This window comes from Thermobifida halotolerans, from assembly GCF_003574835.2.
GTDB classification, from domain to species: Bacteria; Actinomycetota; Actinomycetes; order Streptosporangiales; family Streptosporangiaceae; genus Thermobifida; species Thermobifida halotolerans.
Map to the genome: position 1 here is coordinate 618,284 of NZ_CP063196.1, position 23,409 is coordinate 641,692.

The 23,409-nt window shown below is 71.8% G+C and carries 23 protein-coding genes and 1 riboswitch; of the genes, 18 read left to right on the forward strand and 5 right to left on the reverse strand.

Annotation, left to right across the window (positions count from 1 at the left end):
- Window positions 1–27 precede the first annotated feature (27 nt).
- Window positions 28–1,359, reverse strand: a complete 1,332-nt coding sequence (locus NI17_RS02770) for a glycoside hydrolase family 6 protein (RefSeq protein WP_068689678.1) — start codon at window positions 1,357–1,359, stop codon at window positions 28–30.
- A gap of 1,105 nt (window positions 1,360–2,464) precedes the next feature.
- On the opposite strand from NI17_RS02770, the gene fmt reads away from it, so the two are divergent.
- The 8 genes from fmt (at window position 2,465) to NI17_RS02810 (ending at window position 9,957) form a co-directional block, all read left to right on the forward strand.
- Entirely contained in the window at window positions 2,465–3,397 is a 933-nt protein-coding gene (gene fmt, locus NI17_RS02775) for a methionyl-tRNA formyltransferase (protein ID WP_068689675.1), read from the forward strand.
- Between the two features lie 86 nt (window positions 3,398–3,483).
- Window positions 3,484–4,914, forward strand: coding sequence for an RsmB/NOP family class I SAM-dependent RNA methyltransferase (locus NI17_RS02780; protein WP_068689673.1), 1,431 nt, complete (start codon window positions 3,484–3,486; stop codon window positions 4,912–4,914).
- 380 nt (window positions 4,915–5,294) lie between these two features.
- Window positions 5,295–5,960: a ribulose-phosphate 3-epimerase gene (gene rpe, locus NI17_RS02785; protein WP_068689671.1), complete on the forward strand. Its 666-nt coding sequence runs from the start codon at window positions 5,295–5,297 to the stop codon at window positions 5,958–5,960.
- A gap of 99 nt (window positions 5,961–6,059) precedes the next feature.
- Window positions 6,060–6,188: riboswitch (FMN riboswitch) on the forward strand.
- Window positions 6,189–6,293: 105 nt separating this feature from the next.
- Window positions 6,294–6,911 (forward strand): riboflavin synthase, encoded by a 618-nt coding sequence (locus tag NI17_RS02790; RefSeq protein ID WP_068689669.1) that lies wholly within the window; start codon window positions 6,294–6,296, stop codon window positions 6,909–6,911.
- Window positions 6,908–7,570: a nicotinamide riboside transporter PnuC gene (gene pnuC / locus NI17_RS02795; RefSeq protein ID WP_068689667.1), complete on the forward strand. Its 663-nt coding sequence runs from the start codon at window positions 6,908–6,910 to the stop codon at window positions 7,568–7,570. Before NI17_RS02790 ends, pnuC begins: the two co-directional genes overlap by 4 nt.
- Before the next feature lie 46 nt (window positions 7,571–7,616).
- The gene (locus tag NI17_RS02800) at window positions 7,617–8,858 is read left to right on the forward strand and encodes a bifunctional 3,4-dihydroxy-2-butanone-4-phosphate synthase/GTP cyclohydrolase II (RefSeq protein WP_119267626.1); all 1,242 of its coding nucleotides are present in this window, start codon (window positions 7,617–7,619) and stop codon (window positions 8,856–8,858) included.
- 78 nt (window positions 8,859–8,936) lie between these two features.
- The gene (gene ribH / locus NI17_RS02805; protein ID WP_068689664.1) at window positions 8,937–9,428 is read left to right on the forward strand and encodes a 6,7-dimethyl-8-ribityllumazine synthase; all 492 of its coding nucleotides are present in this window, start codon (window positions 8,937–8,939) and stop codon (window positions 9,426–9,428) included.
- A 58-nt stretch (window positions 9,429–9,486) separates the two neighbouring features.
- Complete coding sequence (locus NI17_RS02810; RefSeq protein WP_068689662.1) at window positions 9,487–9,957, forward strand: PH domain-containing protein; 471 nt, start codon at window positions 9,487–9,489, stop codon at window positions 9,955–9,957.
- A gap of 322 nt (window positions 9,958–10,279) precedes the next feature.
- Here NI17_RS02810 and NI17_RS02815 read toward each other — a convergent pair whose 3' ends face one another.
- The 4 genes from NI17_RS02815 to NI17_RS02830 all read right to left on the reverse strand — a co-directional run bounded on the left by NI17_RS02815 (window position 10,280) and on the right by NI17_RS02830 (window position 15,038).
- Complete coding sequence (locus NI17_RS02815) at window positions 10,280–11,188, reverse strand: aldose 1-epimerase family protein (RefSeq protein ID WP_068689660.1); 909 nt, start codon at window positions 11,186–11,188, stop codon at window positions 10,280–10,282.
- Between the two features lie 185 nt (window positions 11,189–11,373).
- Window positions 11,374–13,893 carry a protein kinase domain-containing protein gene (locus tag NI17_RS02820; RefSeq protein WP_243597594.1) on the reverse strand — a complete coding sequence of 840 codons (2,520 nt, stop codon included), beginning with the start codon at window positions 13,891–13,893 and terminating at the stop codon, window positions 11,374–11,376.
- A gap of 165 nt (window positions 13,894–14,058) precedes the next feature.
- Window positions 14,059–14,379, reverse strand: coding sequence for a DUF2470 domain-containing protein (locus NI17_RS02825; protein ID WP_068689658.1), 321 nt, complete (start codon window positions 14,377–14,379; stop codon window positions 14,059–14,061).
- A 113-nt stretch (window positions 14,380–14,492) separates the two neighbouring features.
- Window positions 14,493–15,038, reverse strand: a complete 546-nt coding sequence (locus NI17_RS02830) for a YceI family protein (RefSeq protein ID WP_068689656.1) — start codon at window positions 15,036–15,038, stop codon at window positions 14,493–14,495.
- A gap of 128 nt (window positions 15,039–15,166) precedes the next feature.
- Between NI17_RS02830 and NI17_RS02835 the strand changes: the two genes are divergently transcribed.
- The 10 genes from NI17_RS02835 to nusB all read left to right on the forward strand — a co-directional run bounded on the left by NI17_RS02835 (window position 15,167) and on the right by nusB (window position 23,382).
- Window positions 15,167–15,643, forward strand: coding sequence for a MarR family winged helix-turn-helix transcriptional regulator (locus NI17_RS02835; protein ID WP_068689654.1), 477 nt, complete (start codon window positions 15,167–15,169; stop codon window positions 15,641–15,643).
- 71 nt (window positions 15,644–15,714) lie between these two features.
- The gene (locus tag NI17_RS02840; RefSeq protein WP_068689652.1) at window positions 15,715–16,419 is read left to right on the forward strand and encodes an SseB family protein; all 705 of its coding nucleotides are present in this window, start codon (window positions 15,715–15,717) and stop codon (window positions 16,417–16,419) included.
- A 253-nt stretch (window positions 16,420–16,672) separates the two neighbouring features.
- Window positions 16,673–17,491, forward strand: coding sequence for a prepilin peptidase (locus NI17_RS02845; RefSeq protein ID WP_068689650.1), 819 nt, complete (start codon window positions 16,673–16,675; stop codon window positions 17,489–17,491).
- A 44-nt stretch (window positions 17,492–17,535) separates the two neighbouring features.
- The gene (gene aroC / locus NI17_RS02850; protein WP_068689648.1) at window positions 17,536–18,717 is read left to right on the forward strand and encodes a chorismate synthase; all 1,182 of its coding nucleotides are present in this window, start codon (window positions 17,536–17,538) and stop codon (window positions 18,715–18,717) included.
- 38 nt (window positions 18,718–18,755) lie between these two features.
- Window positions 18,756–19,274, forward strand: coding sequence for a shikimate kinase (locus NI17_RS02855; RefSeq protein WP_084012494.1), 519 nt, complete (start codon window positions 18,756–18,758; stop codon window positions 19,272–19,274).
- Complete coding sequence (locus NI17_RS02860; protein WP_068689646.1) at window positions 19,267–20,493, forward strand: AAA family ATPase; 1,227 nt, start codon at window positions 19,267–19,269, stop codon at window positions 20,491–20,493. Before NI17_RS02855 ends, NI17_RS02860 begins: the two co-directional genes overlap by 8 nt.
- Complete coding sequence (locus NI17_RS02865; RefSeq protein WP_068689645.1) at window positions 20,490–21,140, forward strand: DUF4276 family protein; 651 nt, start codon at window positions 20,490–20,492, stop codon at window positions 21,138–21,140. The genes NI17_RS02860 and NI17_RS02865 overlap by 4 nt, the downstream gene beginning before the upstream one ends.
- A complete protein-coding gene (gene aroB, locus NI17_RS02870; protein ID WP_068689643.1) occupies window positions 21,137–22,243 on the forward strand; it encodes a 3-dehydroquinate synthase in 1,107 nt (368 codons plus the stop codon). Before NI17_RS02865 ends, aroB begins: the two co-directional genes overlap by 4 nt.
- Window positions 22,244–22,405: 162 nt before the next feature.
- Window positions 22,406–22,969: an elongation factor P gene (efp, locus tag NI17_RS02875; protein ID WP_068689844.1), complete on the forward strand. Its 564-nt coding sequence runs from the start codon at window positions 22,406–22,408 to the stop codon at window positions 22,967–22,969.
- A complete protein-coding gene (gene nusB / locus NI17_RS02880; protein ID WP_068689641.1) occupies window positions 22,969–23,382 on the forward strand; it encodes a transcription antitermination factor NusB in 414 nt (137 codons plus the stop codon). Before efp ends, nusB begins: the two co-directional genes overlap by 1 nt.
- The last annotated feature ends 27 nt before the right edge of the window (window positions 23,383–23,409 follow it).

The following is a 23,409-nucleotide window of genomic DNA, read 5'->3' on the forward strand; positions in this document are numbered from 1 at the left end:
GGGCCGCCCCGTGCACTGCCGGGAGGGTCAGCCGGCGGTGCAGGTGAGGGTCGGGACGCTGTTGGCGCCGCTCTTGGAGGCGACGAAGCCGAACTCGGTGGACGCGCCGGAGCCGAGGGAGCCGTTGTAGCCGACGTCGCTGGCGGTCACGCTGGAGCCGCTGGAGGTGACCGTGGCGTTCCAGGCGTTGGAGACGCTCTGGCCGTCGGTGAAGGTCCACGTCACGGTCCAGCCGCTGATGGCCTGGTTCGCGGTGACCGTCACGGTTCCCTGGAAGCCGTTGTCCCACTCGTTGGCGATCGAGTACGTCGCCGTGCAGGCGCCGTCCGGGTCCGGGTTGGGGTCGGGCGTCGGCTCGGGGTCCGGCGTCGGCTCGGGGTCCGGCGTCGGGTCGGGCGTGTAGTCGCCCGCGGCCATGGCCATCTCGTAGGCGGCGTCGGGCACGAACTGACCGGCGCTCGCGATGCAGCCGTCGGCCTCACCCGGCAGCTTCACCCACAGGAAGGCGTCGATCATGGAGTCGCCGGTGTTGGTGGTGCTGGGCGTGCCGATCGCGCGCCCGCTCGGGTCGCACCACTCGCTGCCGTCGGGGCCGTTGCCGTTGCGGCTGGTGTCGATGACGGCGCGCAGCGAGGAGTCGCCGGTGGCCGCGATCACGGCCTTGGCGTAGGCGACCTCGTCGGCGGTCCACCGGTAGTTGGAGGTGTTGGTGGCGATGCCGTCCGCGCTGTTGGAGATGTCGGCCTGGTTGAGCCAACTGGCCATCTGCGAGGGCGAGTGCCAGGCGGAGTGCCCGGCGTCGAAGTAGACGCGCGCCTGGGAGGAGCCGGCCTTGAGCGCCTTGCCCGCGTACGACAGCGTCTGGAGGACCTCCTGCTGCGTGGACTGCATGCAGCTGGCCATCAGCGAGATCAGGTCGGGTTCCACGACGATGTAGGCGGGACGGTTCTTCAGACCGGCGGCGAAGTCGTCGACCCAGTCCCGGTAGGCGGCGTGGCTGGGCGCCCCGCCGCTGCTGTGGTTGCCGCAGTCACGGCCGGGGGCGTTGTAGACCACCAGGATCGGGGTCTTGCCCTCGGACGCGGCCGCGCTGACGAGCGAGTCCACCTGACCGGTGATCTCGCCGGGGTTGTGCTGGGTGAACCACGTGGCCTGCGGAACGCTGGCGACGCGGTCGCGGATCACGGGCGTACGCGGGTCGCTGGGGTTGTTGCGCACCCACTCGGCGGACGCCATGTCGGGGTTGACGTAGAAGGGGGAGTCGTTCGCCGCCGCCTGCGAGGGGAAGGCGAGCATGGCCGCGCCGAGCACGGCCGCCGCCGCGGTGCCGAGCAGCGCGCGGATGGGTTTGGGGGACATTACGGGACTCCTTACGGGCGCAGAGGCTCCGGAGAAGACACGAAGGGAACGCAGTGAATGGGAGCGCTCCCAATTCGCTTTCCGTTTCGGACCATAACCACTCAGCGGCGTCATGTAAAGACCGAGTGTCATCCTTGTTGCCGTCCCGTTCCCACAAGACCGCCACAGGTTTTCCAGAAAGGGTCATAGAAGTGACAGAGTGCCGTGTACGCGGCGTGGTCGGGGATTCCGCAGATGTCTGATGATGCGCGGAAATATTTCTGAATCCAGAAAACGCAGGCGGAAGCCGATGGAAACCACTTCGGGCGGAGAACTGACTGAGGTGTGGGTGTCGGGTTCTGCGGCGGGTGCGGGGGTCTTCGCGGAGAACCCGGGGGTGGGTGAGGTATTCCACCCCGGCGTCCGGGGCGGGCCACCACCGGCTGGCCGCGCCTGGTCGAGGCGCCCCCCGGGCGGACAAGCCGCAAGAACACCAGAAACCCCGGACCGGTCCTCCGGGGGAGCGGGACCGTCTCCGAAGGTGCGGGTGGGTGGGCCGTATCCGGGCTCGGCGCCCGGGGCGCCTCGACCGGCCACCGGCAGCCGGTGGTGGCCCGCTTCTGAGGAGTCCTGCGGAATGCCTCGGCCTCGCCGGGGCGCAGTGGAACCGCATCCGCCGCGAACCCGGCTGTCAGACCTCGGTGAGGGGGCGAGCCCACCTGTGATCCCCCTCCGGGGTCGAGGTTGCAGGGCCCCCTGGGGTGGAGGCCACCCGAAACCTCCTGCGGGGCCCGGGGAAGGCCGTGGTGCGCGATGCCTCCCCGCGCCCTGGAGGCAGCCCTGCGCCCTCAGCCCTGATGCCGCAGAACGCCCCACCAACCCGCCGGTGGAGGCGCGGGCGCCCCGAGCGCTTCGCCCACCTGTCCACCCCACCGTGCCCTTGCCCCACCCAGGCCCCCTCCTACGACCGGACCGCCTCCAGGGCAGGAAGACGCGGACCCCCGTCCACAGCGTGTCGGACGGCGGCCACGGATTCCGCGAATGGCAATACGCTGGACCCGGGCGGGCGTCGCAGGCACGCCGCGGCGGGGAAGGCCGCGGTCGACATCGCACATGGGGGTCGTACATGAGACTGGTCTTCGCGGGCACACCCGAGGTGGCGGTGCCGTCTCTGGAGGCGCTGCTCGCCTCCGAGCACGAGGTGGCCGCGGTGGTCACCCGCCCCGACGGCGCCGCGGGCCGGGGCCGCCGCGTCTCGGTCAGCCCGGTGGCGCGCCGGGCCGCCGAGGCCGGAATCGAGGTCCTCAAACCCGCCAGGGCCAGCGATCCCGAGTTCCTCGACCGGCTGCGCGCCATCGCCCCCGACTGCTGCCCCGTCGTGGCCTACGGCGCGCTGCTGCGTCAGGAAGCACTCGACATCCCCCGCCACGGCTGGATCAACCTGCACTTCTCCCTGCTGCCCGCATGGCGCGGCGCCGCCCCCGTGCAGCACGCCGTCCTGCACGGCGACGACATCACCGGAGCCACCACCTTCCGCATCGAGCAGGCCCTGGACTCCGGCCCGGTCTACGGCACGGTCACCGAACCCATCAACCCCCGCGACACCAGCGGAGACCTGCTGGAGCGCCTGTCGCGCTCGGGGGCCGAACTCCTCGTGCGCACCCTGGACGGCATCGCCGAGGGCGAGCTCGTGCCCCGGCCGCAGAGCACCGAGGGCGTCACCTACGCGTCCAAACTCACCTCCGACGACGCGCGGGTCGACTTCACCGCCCCCGCCATGCACGTCGACCGGCTCGTCCGCGCCTGCACCCCCGCCCCCGGCGCGTGGACCCTCTTCCGCGGCGCCCGCCTCAAGCTCGGCCCGGTCCAGCCCGTCGCCGACGCCCCCGCCCTGCCCCCCGGCCGCCTGGCGGTCGGCCGGAAGGAGGTCCTGGTCGGCACCGCCACCCACCCGGTGCGGCTCGGCGACGTCCAACCGCAGGGCAAGAAGGCCATGCCCGCCGCGGACTGGGCGCGCGGCGTGCGACCCGGCGACGACGAGAGCCTCGGAGACCGGTGATCACCGGCGCGGATCGATACCCTCGTTGACGAGGGCCGCACCACGGCGGCCGGCGCAGACACGACCAGGCATGAGGCGACTCCACCGTGACCGAGAGATCCCGCTCCCCGTACCGCCCGACACGCCGCGGACGCGGAGGACCCGCGCCGCAGGCCCGCCCGAAGGACCCGGCGCGCAGGGCCGCCTATGACGTGCTGCACGCGGTGCAGAGCCGCGACGCCTACGCCAACCTGCTGCTCCCGGTCACCCTCAGGGAACGCGACATCACCGGACGCGACGCCGGGCTGGCCACCGAGCTGACCTACGGGACCCTGCGCCGCCAGGGCTCCTACGACGCCGTCCTCGACGCCTGCGTGGACCGCTCCCTGCGGTCCGTGGACGCCGAGGTGCTGCCGCTGCTGCGCATGGGCGCCCACCAACTGCTGTCCATGGACGTTCCCCAGCACGCGGCGGTCAGCACCACCGTCGACCTGGCGCGCCGGGTCGTCGGCCACCACCGTTCCCGGTTCGTCAACGCCGTACTGCGCAGGGTCAGCGCCCGCGACCTGGACGAATGGCTGTCCGTTCTCGCACCCGAGCGCGACGCCGACCCCGTGGGGCGCCTCGCGGTCGTGCACAGCCACCCCCGCTGGATGGTCCAGGCGCTCGCCGACGCCCTGGGGGAGGATCCCGCGGGCGGACTGGCCGATACCGAACGGCTGCTCGCCGCGCACAACGAACGGCCCCGGGTGACCCTGCTCGCCAAGCCCGGACGCGCGACGGTCGAGGACCTGACCGCCGAGGGCGCGACCCCCGCGCGCTACTCGCCCCACGCGGCGACTCTGCCGGAGGGCGACCCCGGTGCGCTGCGGACGGTCCGCCAGGGGCGCGCGGCGGTGCAGGACGAGGCCAGCCAGCTCGTCGCCCTGGCGCTGACCCGCGTCCCGGTCGAGGGGGCCGACCGGCTGTGGCTGGACGCCTGCGCCGGGCCCGGAGGCAAAGCCGCCCTGCTGGCCGGACTCGTCGGACAGCGGGGCGGACGCCTGCTGGCCGGCGAGGTGCAGCCGGCGCGCGCCGGACTGGTCGCCCGGGCGGTGCACCGTTCGGTCGGCGACTCCGCGCGCGTGGTCGTGGCCGACTCCACCCGGCCGCCGTGGCGCGACAGAGGTTTCGACCGGGTCCTGGTGGACGCGCCGTGCACCGGACTGGGGGCGCTGCGCCGCCGCCCCGAGGCGCGGTGGCGGCGCACCCCCGACAGTCTCACCGACCTCGTCCCGCTGCAGCGCGCCCTGCTGGGACGGGCACTGGACGCGACGCGTCCGGGCGGGGTGGTCGGATATGTCACCTGCTCGCCGCACCTGGAGGAGACCCGGAGGGTCGTCACCTCGGTCCTGGCCGACCGCGGCGACGCAGAACTCCTCGACGCCGCACCCCACCTCCCCGAGGTTCCCGACGCCGCCGTCGACCGCTTCGCGCAGTTCTGGCCGCACCGGCACGGAACCGACGCGATGTTTCTGGCCCTGATCCGCAAACACTGACTGAGGTGTGAGTGTTCGGTTCTGCGGTGGGCGCGGGGGTCTTCGCGGAGAACCCGGGAAGGGGTGAGGTATTCCACCCCGGCCGTCTGGGGCGGGCCCCGCAGACGGACCAGCCGCAAGAACACCAGAAACCCCGGACCGGTCCTCCGGGGGAGCGGGACCGTCTCTGAGGGTGCGGGTGGGTGGGCCGTGTCCGGACTCGGCGCCAGGGGGCGCCTCGACCGGCCACCGGCAGCCGGTGGTGGCCCGTTTCTGGGGGGTTCTGTGGAATGCCTCGGCCTCGCCGGGGCGCGGCGGAATCGTATCCGCCGCGAACCCGACACTCAAACCCCGATGAGCCGGTCCGCCCCGCGGGTCCGGCCGCAATACACTCTCCTTCCGTGGCAATCCAGATCTCACCCAGCATCCTCTCCGCCGACTTCGCGCACCTGGCAGCCGAGGCCGAGGCGGTCGCAGACTCAGCCGACTGGCTGCACGTCGACGTCATGGACAACCACTTCGTGCCCAACCTGACCCTGGGCCTGCCGATCGTGGAGTCCCTGCTCAAGGCGGCGACGCTGCCGCTGGACTGCCACCTGATGATCGAGGACCCCGACCGGTGGGCGCCGGCGTACGCGGAAGCGGGAGCGGGCAGCGTCACCATCCACGCCGAGGCGGCCAAGGCCCCGGTGCGCACACTGCGGGCGATCCGCTCGGCCGGGGCGCGGGCGGGGCTGGCCCTCAACCCCGCGACACCGGTGGACCCGTACGCGGATCTGCTGGGCGAGGTCGACATGCTGCTGGTGATGTCGGTCGAGCCGGGATTCGGCGGCCAGAAGTTCCTCGACCTGGTGCTGCCCAAGATCCGCCGTGCCCGGGAGCTCATCCGCAACTCCGACGCGGCGGTGTGGCTCCAGGTGGACGGCGGGGTGAGTGCCGAGACGATCGAACGGTGCGCCGAGGCCGGAGCCGACGTCTTCGTGGCGGGCTCGGCCGTCTACGGCGAGAAGGACCCGGCGGCGGCGGTGGACGCGCTGCGGACGCTGGCGGAGCGGGCCTCCCGCTGACCCGGGACCGGGCCCCGCGGACCGGAGGTCCGATGACCGGCCCCGGGGGTGGGCAGGGAATACCCCTTCATGGCACACTTGTTGGCGCAAGAAGTACGAACGCGTGCTCCGGGGTCGGTGAAAGTCCGAACCGGCGGTGACAGTCCGCGACCCAGCCGAAGCCATCGGCTGGTTGAACCGGTGGAATTCCGGTACCGACGGTGAAAGTCCGGATGGGAGGCAGTGCGTGTCGGACCGGTGCGGTCGCTCTCGACGAGCGTGCCGTCGTGGTCCAACGGCGATCGAGGCCGTTTTCACCCCCGGAGCCTGACCAGGCAGGGGGAAGGCTCTCGCATGTTCACCGGAATCGTCGAGGAGCTCGGCACGGTCGTCGACATCGCTCCGGTGGGACCGGACGCGGCCGCCGCGGTCCGACTCACCGTCCACGGACCGAAGGTCACCTCCGACGCGTCCACCGGAGACTCCATCGCGGTCAACGGGGTGTGCCTGACCGTCACCGAACTGGGTGACGGGAGATTCGGCGCCGACGTCATGAAGGAGACCCTGGACCGGTCCGCTCTGGGCTCCCTCGTCTCCGGCTCCCGGGTCAACCTGGAACGCGCGGCCAGGGTCTCGTCCCGGTTGGGCGGCCACATCGTGCAGGGCCACGTGGACGGCACCGGGGTCGTCACCGAGCGCGTCCCCGGCGCCGACTGGGAGACCGTCACCTTCTCCATCCCGCCGCACCTGGGCCGCTACGTCGTGGAGAAGGGCTCCGTCACCGTCGACGGGGTCAGCCTCACCGTCGCGGGACGCGGCGACGCCTCCCTCACCGTCAGCCTGATTCCCACCACCCTGCGGGAGACCACCCTGGGCCTCGCTGAGGTGGGCACGCGGGTCAACCTCGAAGTCGACATCGTGGCCAAGTACGTCGAGAGCCTCCTGGGCGACCGCGTGGGCGGTGCCCGGTGAGCGGCTCGGGGGCGGCGTGGCTGGAGTGGGCCCACGCCGGATTCACCCTGTTCGGTGAGCACGTGCGCTGGGCCGACCTGCTGGGCAACGTCGCGGCGCTGGCCACCGTGGCCCTGGCGATCCGCCGCACCATCTGGACCTGGCCGGTGCAGCTCACCGGCACCGTCCTGCTGTTCGCGGTCTCGGTGGACGCCCAGATCGTCGGCAACGCGCTCAAGCAGGTGATCATCGCGGCGCTGGCCGGCTACGGCTGGTACCGCTGGGCGCGCGGCATGCGCGGGGACGCGGACCTGCCGGTGCGTCCCGCCACCGGGGCCGAACGGCTCCGGCTGGTCGGCGCGCTGGTCGCGGGAACCGCCGCGGTCGGGTGGTTCTTCGCCTTCACCGGATGGTCCTGGGCTCCGTGGCTGGACGCCTTCATCTTCGTCGGCAGCGCGGTGGCGATGTACGCCCAAAGCCGCGGTCTCGTCGACTTCTGGGTGGTGTGGATCGTCGTGGACATGGTGGGAATTCCCATCACCCTGATGTCCGGCCTGTGGGTCAGCGGCATCGTCTACGGGATCTTCTTCGCGCTCGCGGTCGTCGGTTTCCGTGACTGGATGCGCCACTACCGCAGCCGTCAGGAGCGTGGCGCGCACGCGGCGCCGGTCTCCGCGTGACCGGCCTTCCCACCGCACCGTTTCGACCCGCACAGAAGGAGCTCCCGTGAACCGCAGCCCCGCAGCCACCGACCCGATCCCGCTGGACGACGTCGACGAGGCACTCAAGGAGATCGCCGCCGGACGCCCGGTCGTCGTCGTGGACGACGCCGACCGCGAGAACGAGGGCGACCTCGTCCTCGCGGCCGACGCGGCCACCCCCGAACTGCTGGCCTTCATGATCCGCCACACCTCCGGCGTGATCTGCGTGCCGATGCTGGGCGAGGACCTGGACCGGCTCAACCTGCCGCTGATGACGCCGACCAACGAGGACAGTCTGCGCACCGCCTACACCGTGACCGTGGACGCCCGTACCGGCGTGCACACCGGCATCTCCGCGGCCGACCGCACCCGCACCATCAGGCTGCTCGCCGACGCCGCGAGCGCTCCCGGCGACTTCACCCGCCCCGGCCACGTCTTCCCGCTGCGCTACCGTCCCGGCGGGGTGCTGGCGCGGCGCGGCCACACCGAGGCCTCCGTGGATCTGGCCCGGCTGGCGGGGCGGCGTCCGGCCGGGGTGATCGCCGAGATCGTCAACGACGACGGCACCATGGCCCGCCTTCCCCGGCTGCGCGAGTTCGCCGACGAGCACGGGCTGCGTCTGGTCTCCGTCGAGCAGTTGGTGGAGTACCGCCGCCGCACCGAGACGCTCGTCGAGCGCGTCGTGGAGACCCGCATCCCCAACCGCCACGGTGAGTGGCGGGCGGTCGGCTACCGCTCCGGGGTGGACGGCACCGAGCACGTCGCCCTGGTGCACGGCGACATCGGCGACGGCCAGGAGGTGCTCGTCCGGCTGCACTCCGAGTGCCTCACCGGCGACGCCTTCGGGTCGCACCGCTGCGACTGCGGCGACCAGTTGGACGCGGCCATGGCGCGGATCGCCGAGGCGGGCACCGGTGTCGTCGTCTACCAGCGCGGTCACGAGGGACGCGGCATCGGTCTGCTGCACAAGCTGCGGGCCTACCAGCTCCAGGACGAGGGCGCGGACACCGTGGAGGCCAACCTCCGGCTCGGGCTGCCCGCCGACGCCCGCGAGTTCGGCACCGGCGCGCAGATCCTCGCCGACCTGGGCGTGCGGTCGGTGCGGCTGCTCAGCAACAACCCGAGCAAGATCGAGGGGCTGGGCAACCACGGGGTCGTGGTCGTCGAGCGCGTCCAGATGCCCACCCGCATCACCCCCGACAACCTGCGCTACCTGCGCACCAAGCGCGACCGCATGGGGCACGACCTGCCCGGACTGGCCTCCTGAAGGTCGACCCGCCGCCGGGGCCGTCAACCGCGACGGGCCCGGCCGGTGCCAGCAGCAACACCATGAGGAGAGTGGGTTATGAGTGGAGCCGGACGGCCCGAGTTCACGGTGGACGCCCGGGGACTGACCGTCGGGATCGTCGCCACCAGGTGGAACGCCGAGGTCGTCGAGCCGATGCTGGACCGGGCGCTGGCCGCGGTCGGGGAGTGCGGCGCGGCCGGGCCCACGGTCGTGCGTGTGGCCGGTGCCGTCGAGATTCCCGTGGTCGCCCAGGAGTTGGCGCGCACCCACGACGCCGTCGTGGCGCTGGGCGCGGTCATCCGCGGCGGTACCCCGCACTTCGACTACGTGTGCCAGTCCCTCACCCAGGGACTGACCGAGGTGGCGCTGCGCGAGGCGGTCCCCGTCGGCAACGGTGTACTGACCTGTGACACCCTGGAACAGGCGCTCGACCGCGCGGGGCTGCCCGACAGCCACGAGGACAAGGGGTGGGAGGCCGCCGTCGCGGCTCTGGACACCGCCCTGGTGCTGCGCGGACTGCGGTCGGGACGGCCGGCCCGGGCGGTCTGAGCACGGGCGGTGTGGGAAGAGGACGGGCGTGCCGACACGGGATGCTGGAGACGAGGACATGGTGGACGGTTCGCAGCGGCAGGCCCCGCGGGCGCTGCCGGTGACCCTCAGACCGCGCAACATCCGCGTGGTCGCCTACGGGCTTGCCGCTCTCATCATCGCCACCATGGTCGTGCTCGCGGTCATCATGCCCCCGGACTGGGGGGTGCAGGACCGCGTCTTCCTCGTGCTGCTGGGCGTGGCGATCGGCGGGGGACTGCACCTGCTGGCCCGCCCCCGCCTGGAGTTGACCCGGGACCGGGTCACGGTGGTCAACCCCGTCCGCACCCACGTGCTGGTCTGGCCCGAGATCATCGACGCGCGCATGCCCGCGGGAGAACCCTGGCCCAGTGTCGACCTGGCGAACGGCTCCACACTGGCGGTGATGGCCATCCAGAGCAACGATGGGGACCTGGCCCGGAACAACCTCGCGGAGTTCCGGCGCCACCTGCACGAACGCGGAGAGGCCGCCGAACCGGACCGGGACTGAGCCCGGAGAGACGACGCGCGCGGGGCGACTCGCCGAGCACCCTCCGGAGAGGTAAAAACTTTTCGTTCCCAGGGGTGAAACGGTCAAAACATAGTCAAACGGTAGAACCGCACCTTCAGTACGCACGTCTTACAGATATGGGCGTCAAGAACTGGGGAAGGAAGTACCGCCATCAGGGCCAGATCGACCGGCTGGTGATCGTGCTGCTCTGGCTCACGGTCATCGTCCTGGCGCTGGCCTCGCTGCTCACCTGACCGCGGTGCCGGTTCCGGCGATCACGTGCGTCCCCACGGGGGCCTCGGACGCGCGTGGTCGCACACGGTCACGCCGGGGTGGAGGTGATACCGAAGGACGACTCGGTGCGCTCCCCGGGAGCCAGCACGATCAGGTCGGTGCCGGTGGCGAAGGCGTTGGGGGGACAGGTCATCGGCTCCACCGCGAGGTGGCGGCGTCGCTCGGGGCCCGGGTAGTCGGCGGAGAAGACCTGCAGCCACCGGTAGCTTTCGTCGGCCCACAGCGCCACAGCGGCCTCCCCGGCGCGCAGCACCGTCCAGGAGCGGCCGTCGGCGTCGCCGCGCAGGCCGGTGAAGGCGGTGTCCAGGACGGTCGGTCCCACCCGGCGGGGCGAGCGGAAGTCGTACTCGGTGCCCTCCACGGAGCGGACCGGACCGGCGGGGAGCATCCGGTCGTCGGCGGGCAGCCACCCGGTGGCCGGAAGCAGCAGCGTGGTCTCGTCCAGGGGAAGCCCCAGGCTGAGGTAGTTGTGGCTGCCGTGGCCGTAGGGCGCGGGGCGGTCGCCCGCGTTGCGCGCCGCGATCCGGGTGATCAGGCCCAGTTCGGGGTCGAGCGTGTAGCGTACCGAGAACTCCAGGCGGAACGGGTATCCGGGGGCGCCCTCGAACAGGAGGGTGAACAGCACCGAGTCGGCCGCGGTCTGGCTCGGACGCCACGGCAGCGAGCTGGTCAGGCCGTGGATCGCGTTGTCCAGTTCGGGCTCGGTGATCTCCAGTCGGTACTCCGTCCCGGCGAAGGAGTACCGGCCGCGGTCGATCCGGTTCGGCCACGGGATGAGGACCTGCCCCTGCGCGAGCTGCGGAGGGCCCTCGGGGTAGCCCCAGACGAGGTCCCGTTCGCCCCAGCTCAGGGTGCGCAGCGCCGCACCCAGCGAGTCGACCGTGGCTCGGTACTTTCCGGCTTCCAGGGTGATGGTCGGATGCGAACCGCCGGTCATTTCTGCCACCGTTCTAGGTTTGAGGGGTTAACGGGCCGTTTGCGAATATAACCCTTTTCCGCTTCCCGGAAACCGGCACGACAGGGCTCCAATGGTGACTCTGTGCTTGTGGCCTGGTGCGTTGCGTTTCTAAGAGTTTGGTTAATTCTGTGTTGCCGCGCTTGGGCGGTGGTGCCCGGACCGGGTCATCCGGTCAGCGTCACGTAGGGCAGCACAATACCCATGACCAGGAAGAACAATCCGTTGGCGAGCACTCTCACCCCGACCAGCGCACTGCCCGCGACCGCCAGGCGGTAGGCGACCAGCCGGGTGCGGGCCCTGCGGCGCGAGTCGGCGGCCACCCGGACCGCGACGAGCAGGAGCAGGCCCAGCAGCACCGGGAACCACCACACCAGGCCGATTCCGGCCGGAAGCAGCTCCAGCAGTGCGGAGCACAGGTGCGCGACCAGGCCGACCAGGGCGTTGTCCCTGACCGCCTGGGCTCCGCCGAACAGGGCCGCCACCCATTCCTGTGAGGTGACGAACATTCCGTCCCGGAACTCCCACAGCCACAGTCCGACGCCGTCCAGGACGCCCGCGACAGCGGCGGGGCGGGCGAACCGGCGGCAGCGGCCCGCCGACATGGCGCGCTGCACCTGGTCCATGCCGCGCTGCACCCGACGCGCCTCCCTGCGCCGTCGGCGTTCGGCCCGCTCCGCGGCACGCGGGTCGGCGCCGTCCGGCGGGCTCCCCGGGAAACGGCGCCTCTCCCACTGCCTGGACGCCCGGGTCCGGGCGGCGGACCATCCCGCCTCGACCGAGGCGGTGAACCGCTCCCAGCGCCGTCGCCGCCGCGCGCGGGCCGCGGCCCGGTCGCGGGCGCGCTGGGCGGCCCCCGCCTGGACCGCCCCCGGCAGCAGCAGCACCGTCGCGACCAGGGCCGCCCGGGTGCCGCGCGCGTTGCGGTCACCGCGCAGCGCCGTGGCGCGCTGCTCGTTCCACCACCGGGCACGGGGGGCGTCGCTGCGCTGTCCGGGAAGCCACGACTGCGACCGCAGCAGCCACCGGTAGCGTCCCGTCGCCTCGGCGTCCAGGACGAGTTCGGCGGCGTGCGCCCAGGCCGAGTCCCAGTCGTGCTCGGCGGGCGGGGTGAAGCCCGGAGCGCCGGACAGCCGCTCCACGGTGGCACGGACCTGGCGCATGATGAGCGGCACCTCGTGCTGGACCAGTTCCAGCAGTTGGCAGCGCCGGGTCTCCTGACTGCGGCACTGGGGGTGGTCGCACCAGTGCCGGGCCGCCGACTCCAGGGCACCGAACTCGATCGCCTCGCGCAGCACGGCCTGCTGGGTGCTCTCGCCCCGGGCCAGTTCCAGCACACCCTCGGCGCCCACCGGGTGGCCGCGGTAGCGCGGGGGCAGGCCGGGCACGTACTGGGCGGCCAGCGCGCTGATCGCGGCGTGGGCCCGCTCGGGGCGGTCGCGCACCTGCTCCAGGGGGGCGCGGTCGAAGGTGAGGTCGTGGACCTCGCGGTCCAGCCAGGTGCGCAGCTCCTGGTGGCGGTTGTGGAGCCAGACCGCCCCCTTGTCGAAGCGGTCCATCAGGTCGAAGGCGAGACTGGGCGGGTCCTCGTGGGAGATCCCCTCGAAGGTGATCGGCCGGTGGTGGCGCGGCCTGGCCACGGTGGGCCGCTCGCCGCGCAGCCACCGGCGGACCTGGGCGCCGCCCCAGCGGGCCTTGGGATCGGGGGTGAGCAGGCCGCGGACCAGCAGCCGCCAGTGCTCGTCGGCGACGGCGGAGACGTCCACCTCGGTGTTGCGGGCGGTCAGCCAGTTGCCGCTGTGCGGGGGGCGCCTGCCGGTGACGAGTTCGTGCGCGATGACGCCCAGCGACCACCACGCGGCCGGGGCCTCGCGGCGGCCCTCGACGATCTCGGGCGCCGCGTAGGCCTCGGTGACGGCCTGCCCGCCGTAGACCTGGCTCATGGTCGCGCGCACCGCCCCGCCGAAGTCGGTCAGCGCGAACACCGGCGGGTCCGGTTCGCGGATCAGCAGGTTCTCGGGTTTGACGTCGGTGTGGTTGTAGTGCAGCGACTCCTGCCAGTGGCACAGGCAGTCGGTGACGGCCCCGACGATCGCGCGGGCGCGCTCGTCGGGAAGGGGGGCCTGGTCGATGAGGGTGCGCAGGGAGCCCAGCGCGAAGTACTCCTGGGCCTCCCAGGCGATCTCCTCGCCCCAGGGGGTCCGCGCGTGTCCGTAGCCGTGGATGGCGGGGACGTGCGGACTGGCCGAGCCGAGGGCGCGCAGCCGGTCCAGCAGGTCCCGGTTGAGGTCGTGGCCCGCCCGGTACAGCTTGAGCGCGATCCGGCGTCCGCCCTCGCCCTCGCCCGCGGGCACGGCCCGGTAGACCACGGCCTCGCCGCCCGCGCCGACGTAGTCCTGGACGGTGTAGCGCTCGCGCAGTTCGGCGGGGATCCGGTACTCGACCTCGCTGGCCGGGCCCTCCAGGATCCGCCAGGCCATCCGGCCCAGTACCCCCTGGCGGCGTGCACGCGCCGCCAGGACCGCGGTGCGCCCGGGGTCCGCGTCGAGCCGTCTGGTCGCGCCGGGACGCAGCAGCGCGGTGAGTCGGCGGGTCACCCCCGGTTCGGGGGAGAGCCGGGTGGTCGGCTCGACCGCGTCGATCCTGCGGGTGGGTGCGTCGGGGTCGGGGGGTTCGGAAACTGCCATCGGGAAAGCGACGCTCCAAAGCGGTTGGACCGGTGGGTTGTCGGCCCCTCTCAGGGTAGGCGACCCGGATCGCGGCACCGGTGTCCGCGGTTCCGGCTCACCCTGTTGGACGCGGCGGAGCGCGCCGCGGATGCGTTCGGGACGGGATTTGTCGGGGCGGCGCGGTCAGCGGTGCGCGCCGTCCTCCCCGCGCGGGGCCACGCCGAGGCGGGCGCAGGCCTCCCGGTACAGCCGCACGACCTCGGCGCGGATCTGCGCGCGCTCGGTGAGCGGCCGCGACCAGGGAATACGCACGTCGACCTCGCGGGCGTCGACGGTGGCGGAGTACTCGCCGGCCGTGCCGTCCAGTCCGGTCATCCGGGCGGCGGTCGCCTCCGGCAGGCCGCCGAAGGCCCGGACGATCAGCAGGGTGTCCTCGGGGTGGTCGTCGTTCATGTGCGCGGTGACCGCGGCGACGACCTCGGGAGGAAACGGGGTGGCGGACAAGCTCGGGTCCTTTCGGGCCGAAAAGCGGGCGGGGCCGCCGACGCGCTGGTCGGCGGCCCCATCACGATATCGGGAGCCCTCGGGGGCGTCCGCGCCGCGGAAGGCGGGGCGGCTCAGCTCTGCTGGAGGGTGAACTCGGCGTCGATCTCGATCCTGACCCTGTCGCCGACGACCACGCCGCCGCCCTCCATCGGCATGTGGATGTCCACGCCGAACTCCTTGCGGCTGATCTCGGTCTCGGCGTGGAAGCCCGCGCGGGTCAGGCCGTAGGGGTCGACCGTGGAGCCGTTGAACTCCAGGGCCAGTTCCACCGGCCGGGTGTTGCCCTTGATGGTCAGGTCGCCCACCAGGACGAAGTCCTCGTCCTTCTGGCGCAGCCCGGTGGAGACGAAGGTGAACTCCGGGTGGTTGGCGACGTCGAAGAAGTCCGCGGAGCGGATGTGCTCGTCGCGCTGGGCCTGGTTGGTGTTGATGGAGCCGGCGTCGATGGTGGCGGTCACCGAGGACTGGAACGGGTCCTCGGGGACGGTCAGCGTGGCGTCGAACTTCTCGAAGCGGCCCCGCACCTTGCTGACCATCATGTGGCGTACGGAGAAGCCGACCTCGGAGTGCGCGGCGTCGATGGACCAGGTGCCCGCGGGAAGCTGCTGCTGGGACATGGTTTTCCCCCTGGGAGTGCTCGGAGTGGGCGGACGGCGTCCGTTATTGTTGAAGCAACAACAACGTCGCCAAAACATTCTTCCCAGGAAGATAACTTAGCGTCCGGGAGGAAGGCGCCGCAAGTACGATGGCCGCCATGAACGCGGTCAACTGGCTGAGCGAGGAGGAGCAGCGCGTCTGGCGCCGCTTCCTCGCCGTCAACTCCCTGCTCCAGGAGCGCCTCGACCGGGACCTGCAGCGCAGGGACGGCCTCACGCTCGTGGAGTACGCGATCCTGGTCCACCTGTCGGAGGCGGAGGGGCAGCGGATGCGCATGCGCTCGCTCGCCGACACGGTGATCGTCTCCAAGAGCCGCCTGTCGCACCAGGTGGCCCGCCTGGAGCGGGACGGGTACGTGCGACGGGAGAGCTGCGTGGAGGACCGGCGCGGCTTCTGGGCGGTGCTCACCGAGGAGGGCGCCAAGGTGCTGCGCGCCGCGGCGCCCGGACACGTCGCCCAGGTGCGCGAGCATCTGTTCGACCGGCTCACCGAGGAACAGGTCGCCCGGTTCGGGGAGATCATGGCGGTCCTGGAGAGTGGACTGCGCGACACCCCCGCGGACTGAACGCGACGCTACGGGGCTTTCGCGGGGGACTACAGCAAGCGGACCCGCGCGGACGCAGTAGAGTCACGCATGTGGCTGGACCTACCATCATCGGCGCGCAGAACTTCCGGGACGACGACGGAAGCGTCGACCCCAGGGTGCGGGAGAAACTCGACGCCTACGCCCGGGGCAGAGTCGGCGACCGCCAGGTGCTGGAGGCGCTGCGCAGGGCGAGGCTCCTGGTCCCGGTGGTCGCCCGGCCGGTCAAGACCGCCCAGGACGCCGACGGGCGCACCTTCGATCAGCGCAGCGAGGTCGCGATGCCCGTGCTGATCGGCAAGGACGGTCGGCGCGGAGTCCTCGCCTTCACCTCGGTGGACACCGTCAAACGCTGGCGGGAGGACGCGCGGCCCATCCCGGTCAGCACCCAGGAGGCCTGTCGCGCCGCGTTCGAGGACAACGCCGACGCCGTCGTCGTGGACGTCGCCGGACCCGTCACCTACGCGATCCAGGGACGGTTCCTCACCGCCCTCGCCGAGTACGGCAGGGTGCCCGAACCCAAGGACGACCCGCAGGTCCTCGCGCTGATCTACCGCATCACCCACACCGAGTTCGGCATCGAACGCGTCCGCATCCACGACTCCGAACGCGCCGACATCGGCATCCGCCTGGAGTTGGAGCGGCGCGACGACGAGGCCATCCGCAACGTGGCCGACCGGTTGGCCAGCGAACTGGCCGTCATCCTGCCCGGCGGCGTCGAACTGAGCGCCGTGGTCCGCGCCCGCCGCGGCAGGTGAGGCGGGACCCGCCGTCCGGTCTCCCCCGCTCCCGCGGCCTGCCCGGAGCCCGCGGCGCGACCGCGTCCCGACACCGGGAGGCCGAGGAGCGGGCCGCACCCCCTCCGGGGCGGAGGCCACCCGGACACCTCCCCTCGGTACCGAGGCCGCAGGGCCCCTCGGTCCGGGACGGCCCGAGACCCCCTCCTCGACGCCCCGGCGCCGTCCACAGCCGACCGGGGCCGTCGCCGCGCCCTCCGGAGGAGACGGCAGAATGCCGGGCATGTCCTCCGCTCTGCTGCTCGGCCTGGCGCTGGCGCCCCTCGGCGGCCTCCTCGCCCACCACGCCGGACGCGTCGTCGTGCTGTTCACGGCCCACGACCCCGGCGACGGCGACGACACCGGTCCCGACGACGCCCCGGGCCCGCCCCCGCCGTCCCTGCCCGGCTCGGGGCGTGCGGTGCCGTGGGCGCGCTGGTCGCCGCTGCCGTGGCGGCTCGTGCTCACCGGACGCGGCCCCGGAGCGGAACGGGTGGCCGCCCCGTGGCCCGTCGTCGTCGGCGCGGCCGCGGCCTTCGCCGCGGTCGGGTTCTGCGGTGCGCAGCGCTCCGCCGCCGAGATCGCGGCCCTGGCCTTCCTCGCGCTGTGGGGAACCCTGCTGACCGCCGTCGACCTGCGTGTCCAGCGCCTGCCCGACGCGCTGGTCCGCCCCGCCTACCCGGTGGCGCTGGCCCTGCTGGCCGCCGCCGCCCTCACCACCCCCTCCGGCACGTCCTCGGCCGTCGGCGCGCTCGTCGGCATGGCCGGAATGTGGGCGGTCTACTGGCTGCTGTGGTTCGTCTACCCGCCGGGCATGGGCTGGGGCGACGTCAAGCTCTCCGGTCTGGTCGGCCTCCACCTGGGCTGGTTCGGGCTCGACACGGCGGTCGCCGGAGCAGCCGCCGCCTTCCTGCTCTTCACCTGCGTGGGACTGGTCCTCATCGCGCTGGGACGCGCCGGACGCAGAACCCAGATCCCCTTCGGACCGTTCATGATCGGCGGCGCGCTCCTGGTGATCCTCCTGGGCGATTCGCTCCCACTGCTCACGGAGTGAGACCGATGTCGCCCTCTGCGGCGGGGCATGAAAAGATCGGAGTCATGTTGCGCTGGCTGACCGCTGGGGAGTCCCACGGACCGGCACTCGTCGCGATCGTGGAGGGCCTACCGGCCGGCGTGTCCGTCACCTCGGACGACATCGCCGCCGCGCTGCTCCGCCGCCGCGCCGGGTACGGCCGGGGCGCCCGTATGAAATTCGAGAAGGACGAGGTCTCCCTCATCGGAGGCATCCGACACGGCCGAACCCTGGGCGGCCCCGTGGCCATCGAGGTGGGCAACACCGAGTGGCCCAAGTGGGAGAAGGTCATGTCTCCCGACCCGGTGCCCGCCGAGGAGTTGGAGGGGGTCGCGCGCAACGCGCCGCTGACCCGACCCCGCCCCGGACACGCCGACTTCGTCGGCATGCAGAAGTACGGCTACGACGAGGCCCGCCCGATCCTGGAGCGCGCCAGCGCCCGCGAGACCGCCGCCCGCGTCGCCGCCGGCGAGGTCGCCCGCCGCTTCCTCCGCCAGGCGCTCGGCGTCGAGATCCTCAGCCACGTGGTCGCGATGGGCAGCGTCAGCGTGCCCGACGACGCATCCGCCCCCGGCCCCGGCGACCTCGCCCGCGTGGACGCCGACCCGGTCCGCTGCTTCGACCCCGGGACCAGCGCCCGCATGGTCGCCGAGGTCGACGACACCCGCAAGACCGGCGACACCCTCGGTGGCGTCGTCGAGGTCCTCGCCTACGGGCTGCCGCCCGGCCTGGGCAGCCACGTCCACTGGGACCGCCGCCTCGACGCGCGCGTGGCCGGGGCGCTCATGGGCATCCAGGCCATCAAGGGCGTGGAGTTCGGTGACGGCTTCCGCACCGCGGCGCGCCGCGGTTCCGCCGCCCACGACGAGATCGAACCCGGCCCCGACGGCGTGCGCCGCCGCACCAACCGCGCGGGCGGCGTCGAGGGCGGCATGAGCACCGGCGACCCGCTGCGCGTGCGTGCCGCCATGAAGCCCATCGCCACCGTGCCCCGCGCCCTGGACACCGTCGACGTGGTCACCGGCGAGCCCGCGCAGGCCCACCACCAGCGCAGCGACGTCACCGCGGTCCCCGCCGCGGGCGTGGTCGCCGAGGCCATGGTCGCGCTGGTGCTGGCCGAGGCGGCGATCGAGAAGTTCGGCGGGGACTCGGTCGCCGAGACCGCCCGCAACCTGCGCGGCTACCTGGACTCGCTGACCGTCCGGTGACCGCGGCCGCATCCCGGGACGCAAGAAGGAGTTCTCCGATGAGCAGACCCGCCGCGGTGCTGATCGGCTCACCCGGTTCGGGCAAGTCGACCGTGGGGCGCGCGCTGGCCGACCGGCTCGGTGTCGACCTGCTCGACACCGACGCCGAGATCGAACGGCGCGCGGGCAAACCCATCGGCGACATCTTCGTCGAGGACGGCGAGGACGCGTTCCGGGCGATGGAACGCGAGGTCGTGGCCGAGGCGCTGGCCGGGGCGACCGGGGTGGTGGCGCTGGGCGGCGGCTCGGTGCTGGACGAGCGCACCCGCGCCGACCTGGCCGGGCACCACGTCGTCTACCTGGAGGTGGAGTTCGCCGACGCGGCCAGGCGGGTGGGCCTCGACACCGCGCGCCCGCTGCTGCTGGGCAACCCGCGTGCCCGCCTGAGGGCCCTGCTCCAGGAACGGCTGCCCATCTACCGGGAGCTGGCCACGACCACCGTGTCCACCAGCGAGTACTCGCCCGAGGAGGCCGCCGACCGGATCGTCGAGGCCCTGGAGGGCACCGCCGATGCCTGACCGCAAACCTCCGCAGATCACCCGGATCAGGGTGCGCAACTACCGGGCGCTGCGGGACGTCGACATCAAGGATCTGCGCCCCTTCACCGTGCTGGTCGGCCCCAACGGCAGCGGCAAGTCGACACTGTTCGACGTCTTCGCGTTCCTCAGCGAGTGCTTCACCGACGGGGTCCGTAGGGCCTGCGACCGGCGCGGCGGGCTACCCGAACTGTTCTCCCGGGGTTCTTCTGGTCCGTTGGAGATTGAGATCACCTACCAGAGCGACGTCCGTATCGGGGGAAGACCACGGCGGCGTACACTCTCCTACCTGTTGTCCCTGGACCAGAAGAGGGGAAGGGCCGTGGTCGACCGGGAGGTGCTCCGCTGGAGCATCTCGCCCGGCCCCGGACGCCCCAACCACATCATCGACTTCCGTCAAGGGCGGGGAAAGGTCGCCGACGAGGAATCGGGAGTCACAGCCGAACAGGAACTGGCCGCCTCCGACGTGCTTGCGGTGAGCGCTCTGGGACAGTTGCGCAACCATCCGAGGGTGGTCGCGCTAAAGGAGTTCGTCTCCGGCTGGTACCTGTCCTATCTGAGCGTCGACGACGAGCGCAAGCCCCCCCAGGCGGGGCCACAGGAGCATCTCAGCCGCTCCGGGGACAACCTCAGCAACGTCCTGCAGTATCTGAAGGAGGAGCACCCTGAGCGGCTGAACACGGTGATCGACCAACTGCGTCGGGCGATTCCCGCTCTAGGAGAGGTGACCTACCAGACGTCGCCGGATGGCCGACTCATTCTCATGATGCGGGATGAACCGTTCGACCAGCCGGTCCTGGCTCACTTCGTCTCGGACGGCACCCTCAAGATGCTCTCCTATCTAGTCATCTTCTCCGACCCGGACATCGCGCCGTTCATCGGGGTGGAGGAGCCCGAGAACTTCCTCTACCCGCACTTGCTGCCAGGGTTGGCGAGTCTGTGCCGGGAGGCCGCATCGAGGTCGCAGATTCTCGTGACTACCCATTCTCCGGAGTTCGTGGACGAGTGCCAGCCCACCGAGGTGCTGGCTCTCTACAGAGGGGAGGACGGCTACACCCGGGTGGTCCGCCCCCACCTCATCGAGGCGGTGAACGCGATGATGGACAGCGGAGCGAGGCTCGGGTGGCTATGGGAGGCCGGGTACTTCGAAGAGCTTCCCAAACCGAGAACCGTCGTGAGGGATTCCGGAGACGAGGAGTGACGGGGAAGAAAGCCGGTAGTGGAAAGCCGGGAAACCGTTCCCGTGTCCAGTTGGAGGTCCTCGTCGAGGAGCCGTCGGCACACTGCCTGCTGAACAAGGCCCTGGGAGGATGGATCGGAGCCGATCACGTGCAGGTCGGGATCCGCAAGTTCCGAGGCAAGCCCGACCTGCTGGATCGGCTTCCGGTGCTCATGGCCGGATATGCCCGGCAGCGTCGGGAGGGGAAGGACGTCCGAGTCGTCGTCCTGGTGGACAAAGACGAAGACGACTGCCGGAAACTGAAGACGGAAATGGATGCGATCGCCCGGAGGGCGGGCATGGTGCCCGACGGCGTTTCCCGCTGTGTCGTCAACCGGATCGCCGTGCGGGAACTGGAGAATTGGTACTTCGGCGACTGGGAGGCGGTGTGCGCGGCCTTCCCCAAGGTGCGGTCGAAGGTTCCGGCCCCGTACTCCTCCACGCCCGACGCCACGGCGAAGAAGACTTCGGAGGTCTTCGAACGCGTTCTCCGGCAGAACGGGATCAGGAACTCCAGCAAACCGGACTGGGCCGAACGGATGGCTCCGAAGATGGTCCCCTCGCGTAACCGTTCCGTCAGCTTCCGGGTGTTCATCGAAGGCGTACGTCGACTGGTGGAGCAATCATGACGGTCACCCGCATCGGAGTCGGAGGCACCTCCGCGCCCTACGACGTGGTCGTGGGCAACGGCATCCTGGCGGAACTGCCCGGACTGGTCGGGCAGAAGGCCCGGCGGGTCGCGGTCGTCCACCCCGAGCCGCTCGGTTCCATCGCCCATCCGGTGTGCGAGGCGCTGCGCTCGGCCGGGTACGAGGTCCACCCGCTGGCCGTCCCCGACGGCGAGGCGGCCAAGGACGTGTCGGTGGCCGCGCGGCTGTGGGCGGACCTCGGCGGGGCCGCCTTCACCCGCACCGACGTGGTCGTGGGCGTCGGCGGAGGCGCCACCACCGACCTGGCCGGGTTCGTCGCGGCGACCTGGCTGCGCGGGGTGCGTGTGGTCCTGGTGCCCACCACCCTGCTGGGCATGGTCGACGCCGCGGTCGGCGGCAAGACCGGCATCAACACCGCCGAGGGCAAGAACCTCGTCGGCGCGTTCCATCCGCCCGCCGGGGTGCTGTGCGACCTCGACACGCTGCCCTCCCTGCCGCGCGCGGACTACGTCGGCGGGCTCGCCGAGATCGTCAAGGCCGGGTTCATCGCCGACCCGGTCATCCTGGACCTGATCGAGGCCGACCCCGAGGCCGCCACCGGACCCGACGGCAAGCACACCCGCGAACTCGTGGAGCGCGCCATCGCGGTCAAGGCCGACGTGGTCTCCTCCGACCTGCGGGAGAGCGGCCGCCGCGAGATCCTCAACTACGGGCACACCCTCGGCCACGCCATCGAACGCGCCGAGAACTACACCTTCCGCCACGGCTACGCGGTCGCCGTCGGCATGGTCTTCGCCGCCGAACTGGCCCGCCTGGACGGCCGCATCGACGAGGCCGCCGTGCGGCGGCACCGCGACATCCTGACCTCGGTCGGGCTGCCGGTGCGCTACGACGCCGCGGCCTGGCCCGCCCTGCGCGACACGATGCGGGTGGACAAGAAGGCCCGCGGCGCGACCCTGCGTTTCGTCGTCCTCGACGACATCGCCGCACCCGCCATCCTGGCCGGTCCCTCCGACACGCTGCTGGCCGAGGCCTACCGGGCGGTGAGTGGCGCCGCGCCGGACGTGCCCGACACCCACTAGACTCACACACAGGAGCGGTTCCGGCCGCTCGTCACGATCGCCCGGTTTCGGCCGGCGGAGACGAGCCGGACCACCGAGCCCCTGTCACGCGCCGCACGCCCGCGGGGAGCGCGGCACACGAATCACCGGACTGTGCCCTACTGGCTGAGAGAGACGACCGAAGTGGCGACGACGAACGACCTCAAGAACGGCATGACCCTCAGGCTCGACGGTGGTGAGCTGTGGAACGTCGTTGAATTCCAGCACGTCAAGCCGGGCAAGGGCGGCGCTTTTGTGCGCACCAAGCTGAAGAACGTCACCTCCGGCAAGGTCGTGGACAAGACCTTCAACGCCGGCGTCAAGGTCGAGATCGCCAACGTCGACCGTCGCGAGATGCAGTACCTCTACAACGACGGCGACTCCTACATCTTCATGGACACCCAGACCTACGACCAGATCTACGTCCCCCGCGAGGTCGTCGGCGACAACGCCAACTACCTGCTGGAGAGCGCCATCGTGACCGTCGCGATCAACGAGGGCACCCCGCTCTACATCGACCTGCCCGCCGCGGTCGAGCTGACCGTCTCCCAGACCGACCCCGGCCTGCAGGGCGACCGCTCCACCGGCGGCACCAAGCCCGCCACGCTGGAGACCGGCGCCGTCATCCAGGTGCCGCTGTTCGTGGCCACCGGCGACAGGGTCAAGGTCGACACCCGTTCTGGCGAATACCTGGGCCGCGCCAACTGATGCGCGGGTCACGGCACAAGGCCCGGCTGCGCGCGGTCGAGGTCCTCTACGAGGCCGAGGTCCGCGGTGTCCCCGTCTCCGAGGTGGTCCGACGCCGTCGCGCGCAGAGCGAACCGCCGATCAACGAGTTCACCGAGCGGCTCGCCGGCGAGGTGGAGGAGCACCGCGGGCGGATCGACGAACTGCTGGGGGCCTACGCCATCGGCTGGACACTGGAGCGCATGCCGGTGGTCGACCGCAACATCCTGCGGGTCGGGGCCTACGAACTGCTGTGGGCCGAGGACATCCCCGACGGGGTGGCGATCGCGGAAGCGGTGGCGATGGCCAAGGAGCTGTCCACCGAAGAGTCGCCGGTCTTCGTCAACGGCCTGCTCTCCCGGCTGATGGAGAACAAGGCCTCGCTGTCGCTGTAGCGTCGCCCCGACGCGCGGGGCGGGGAA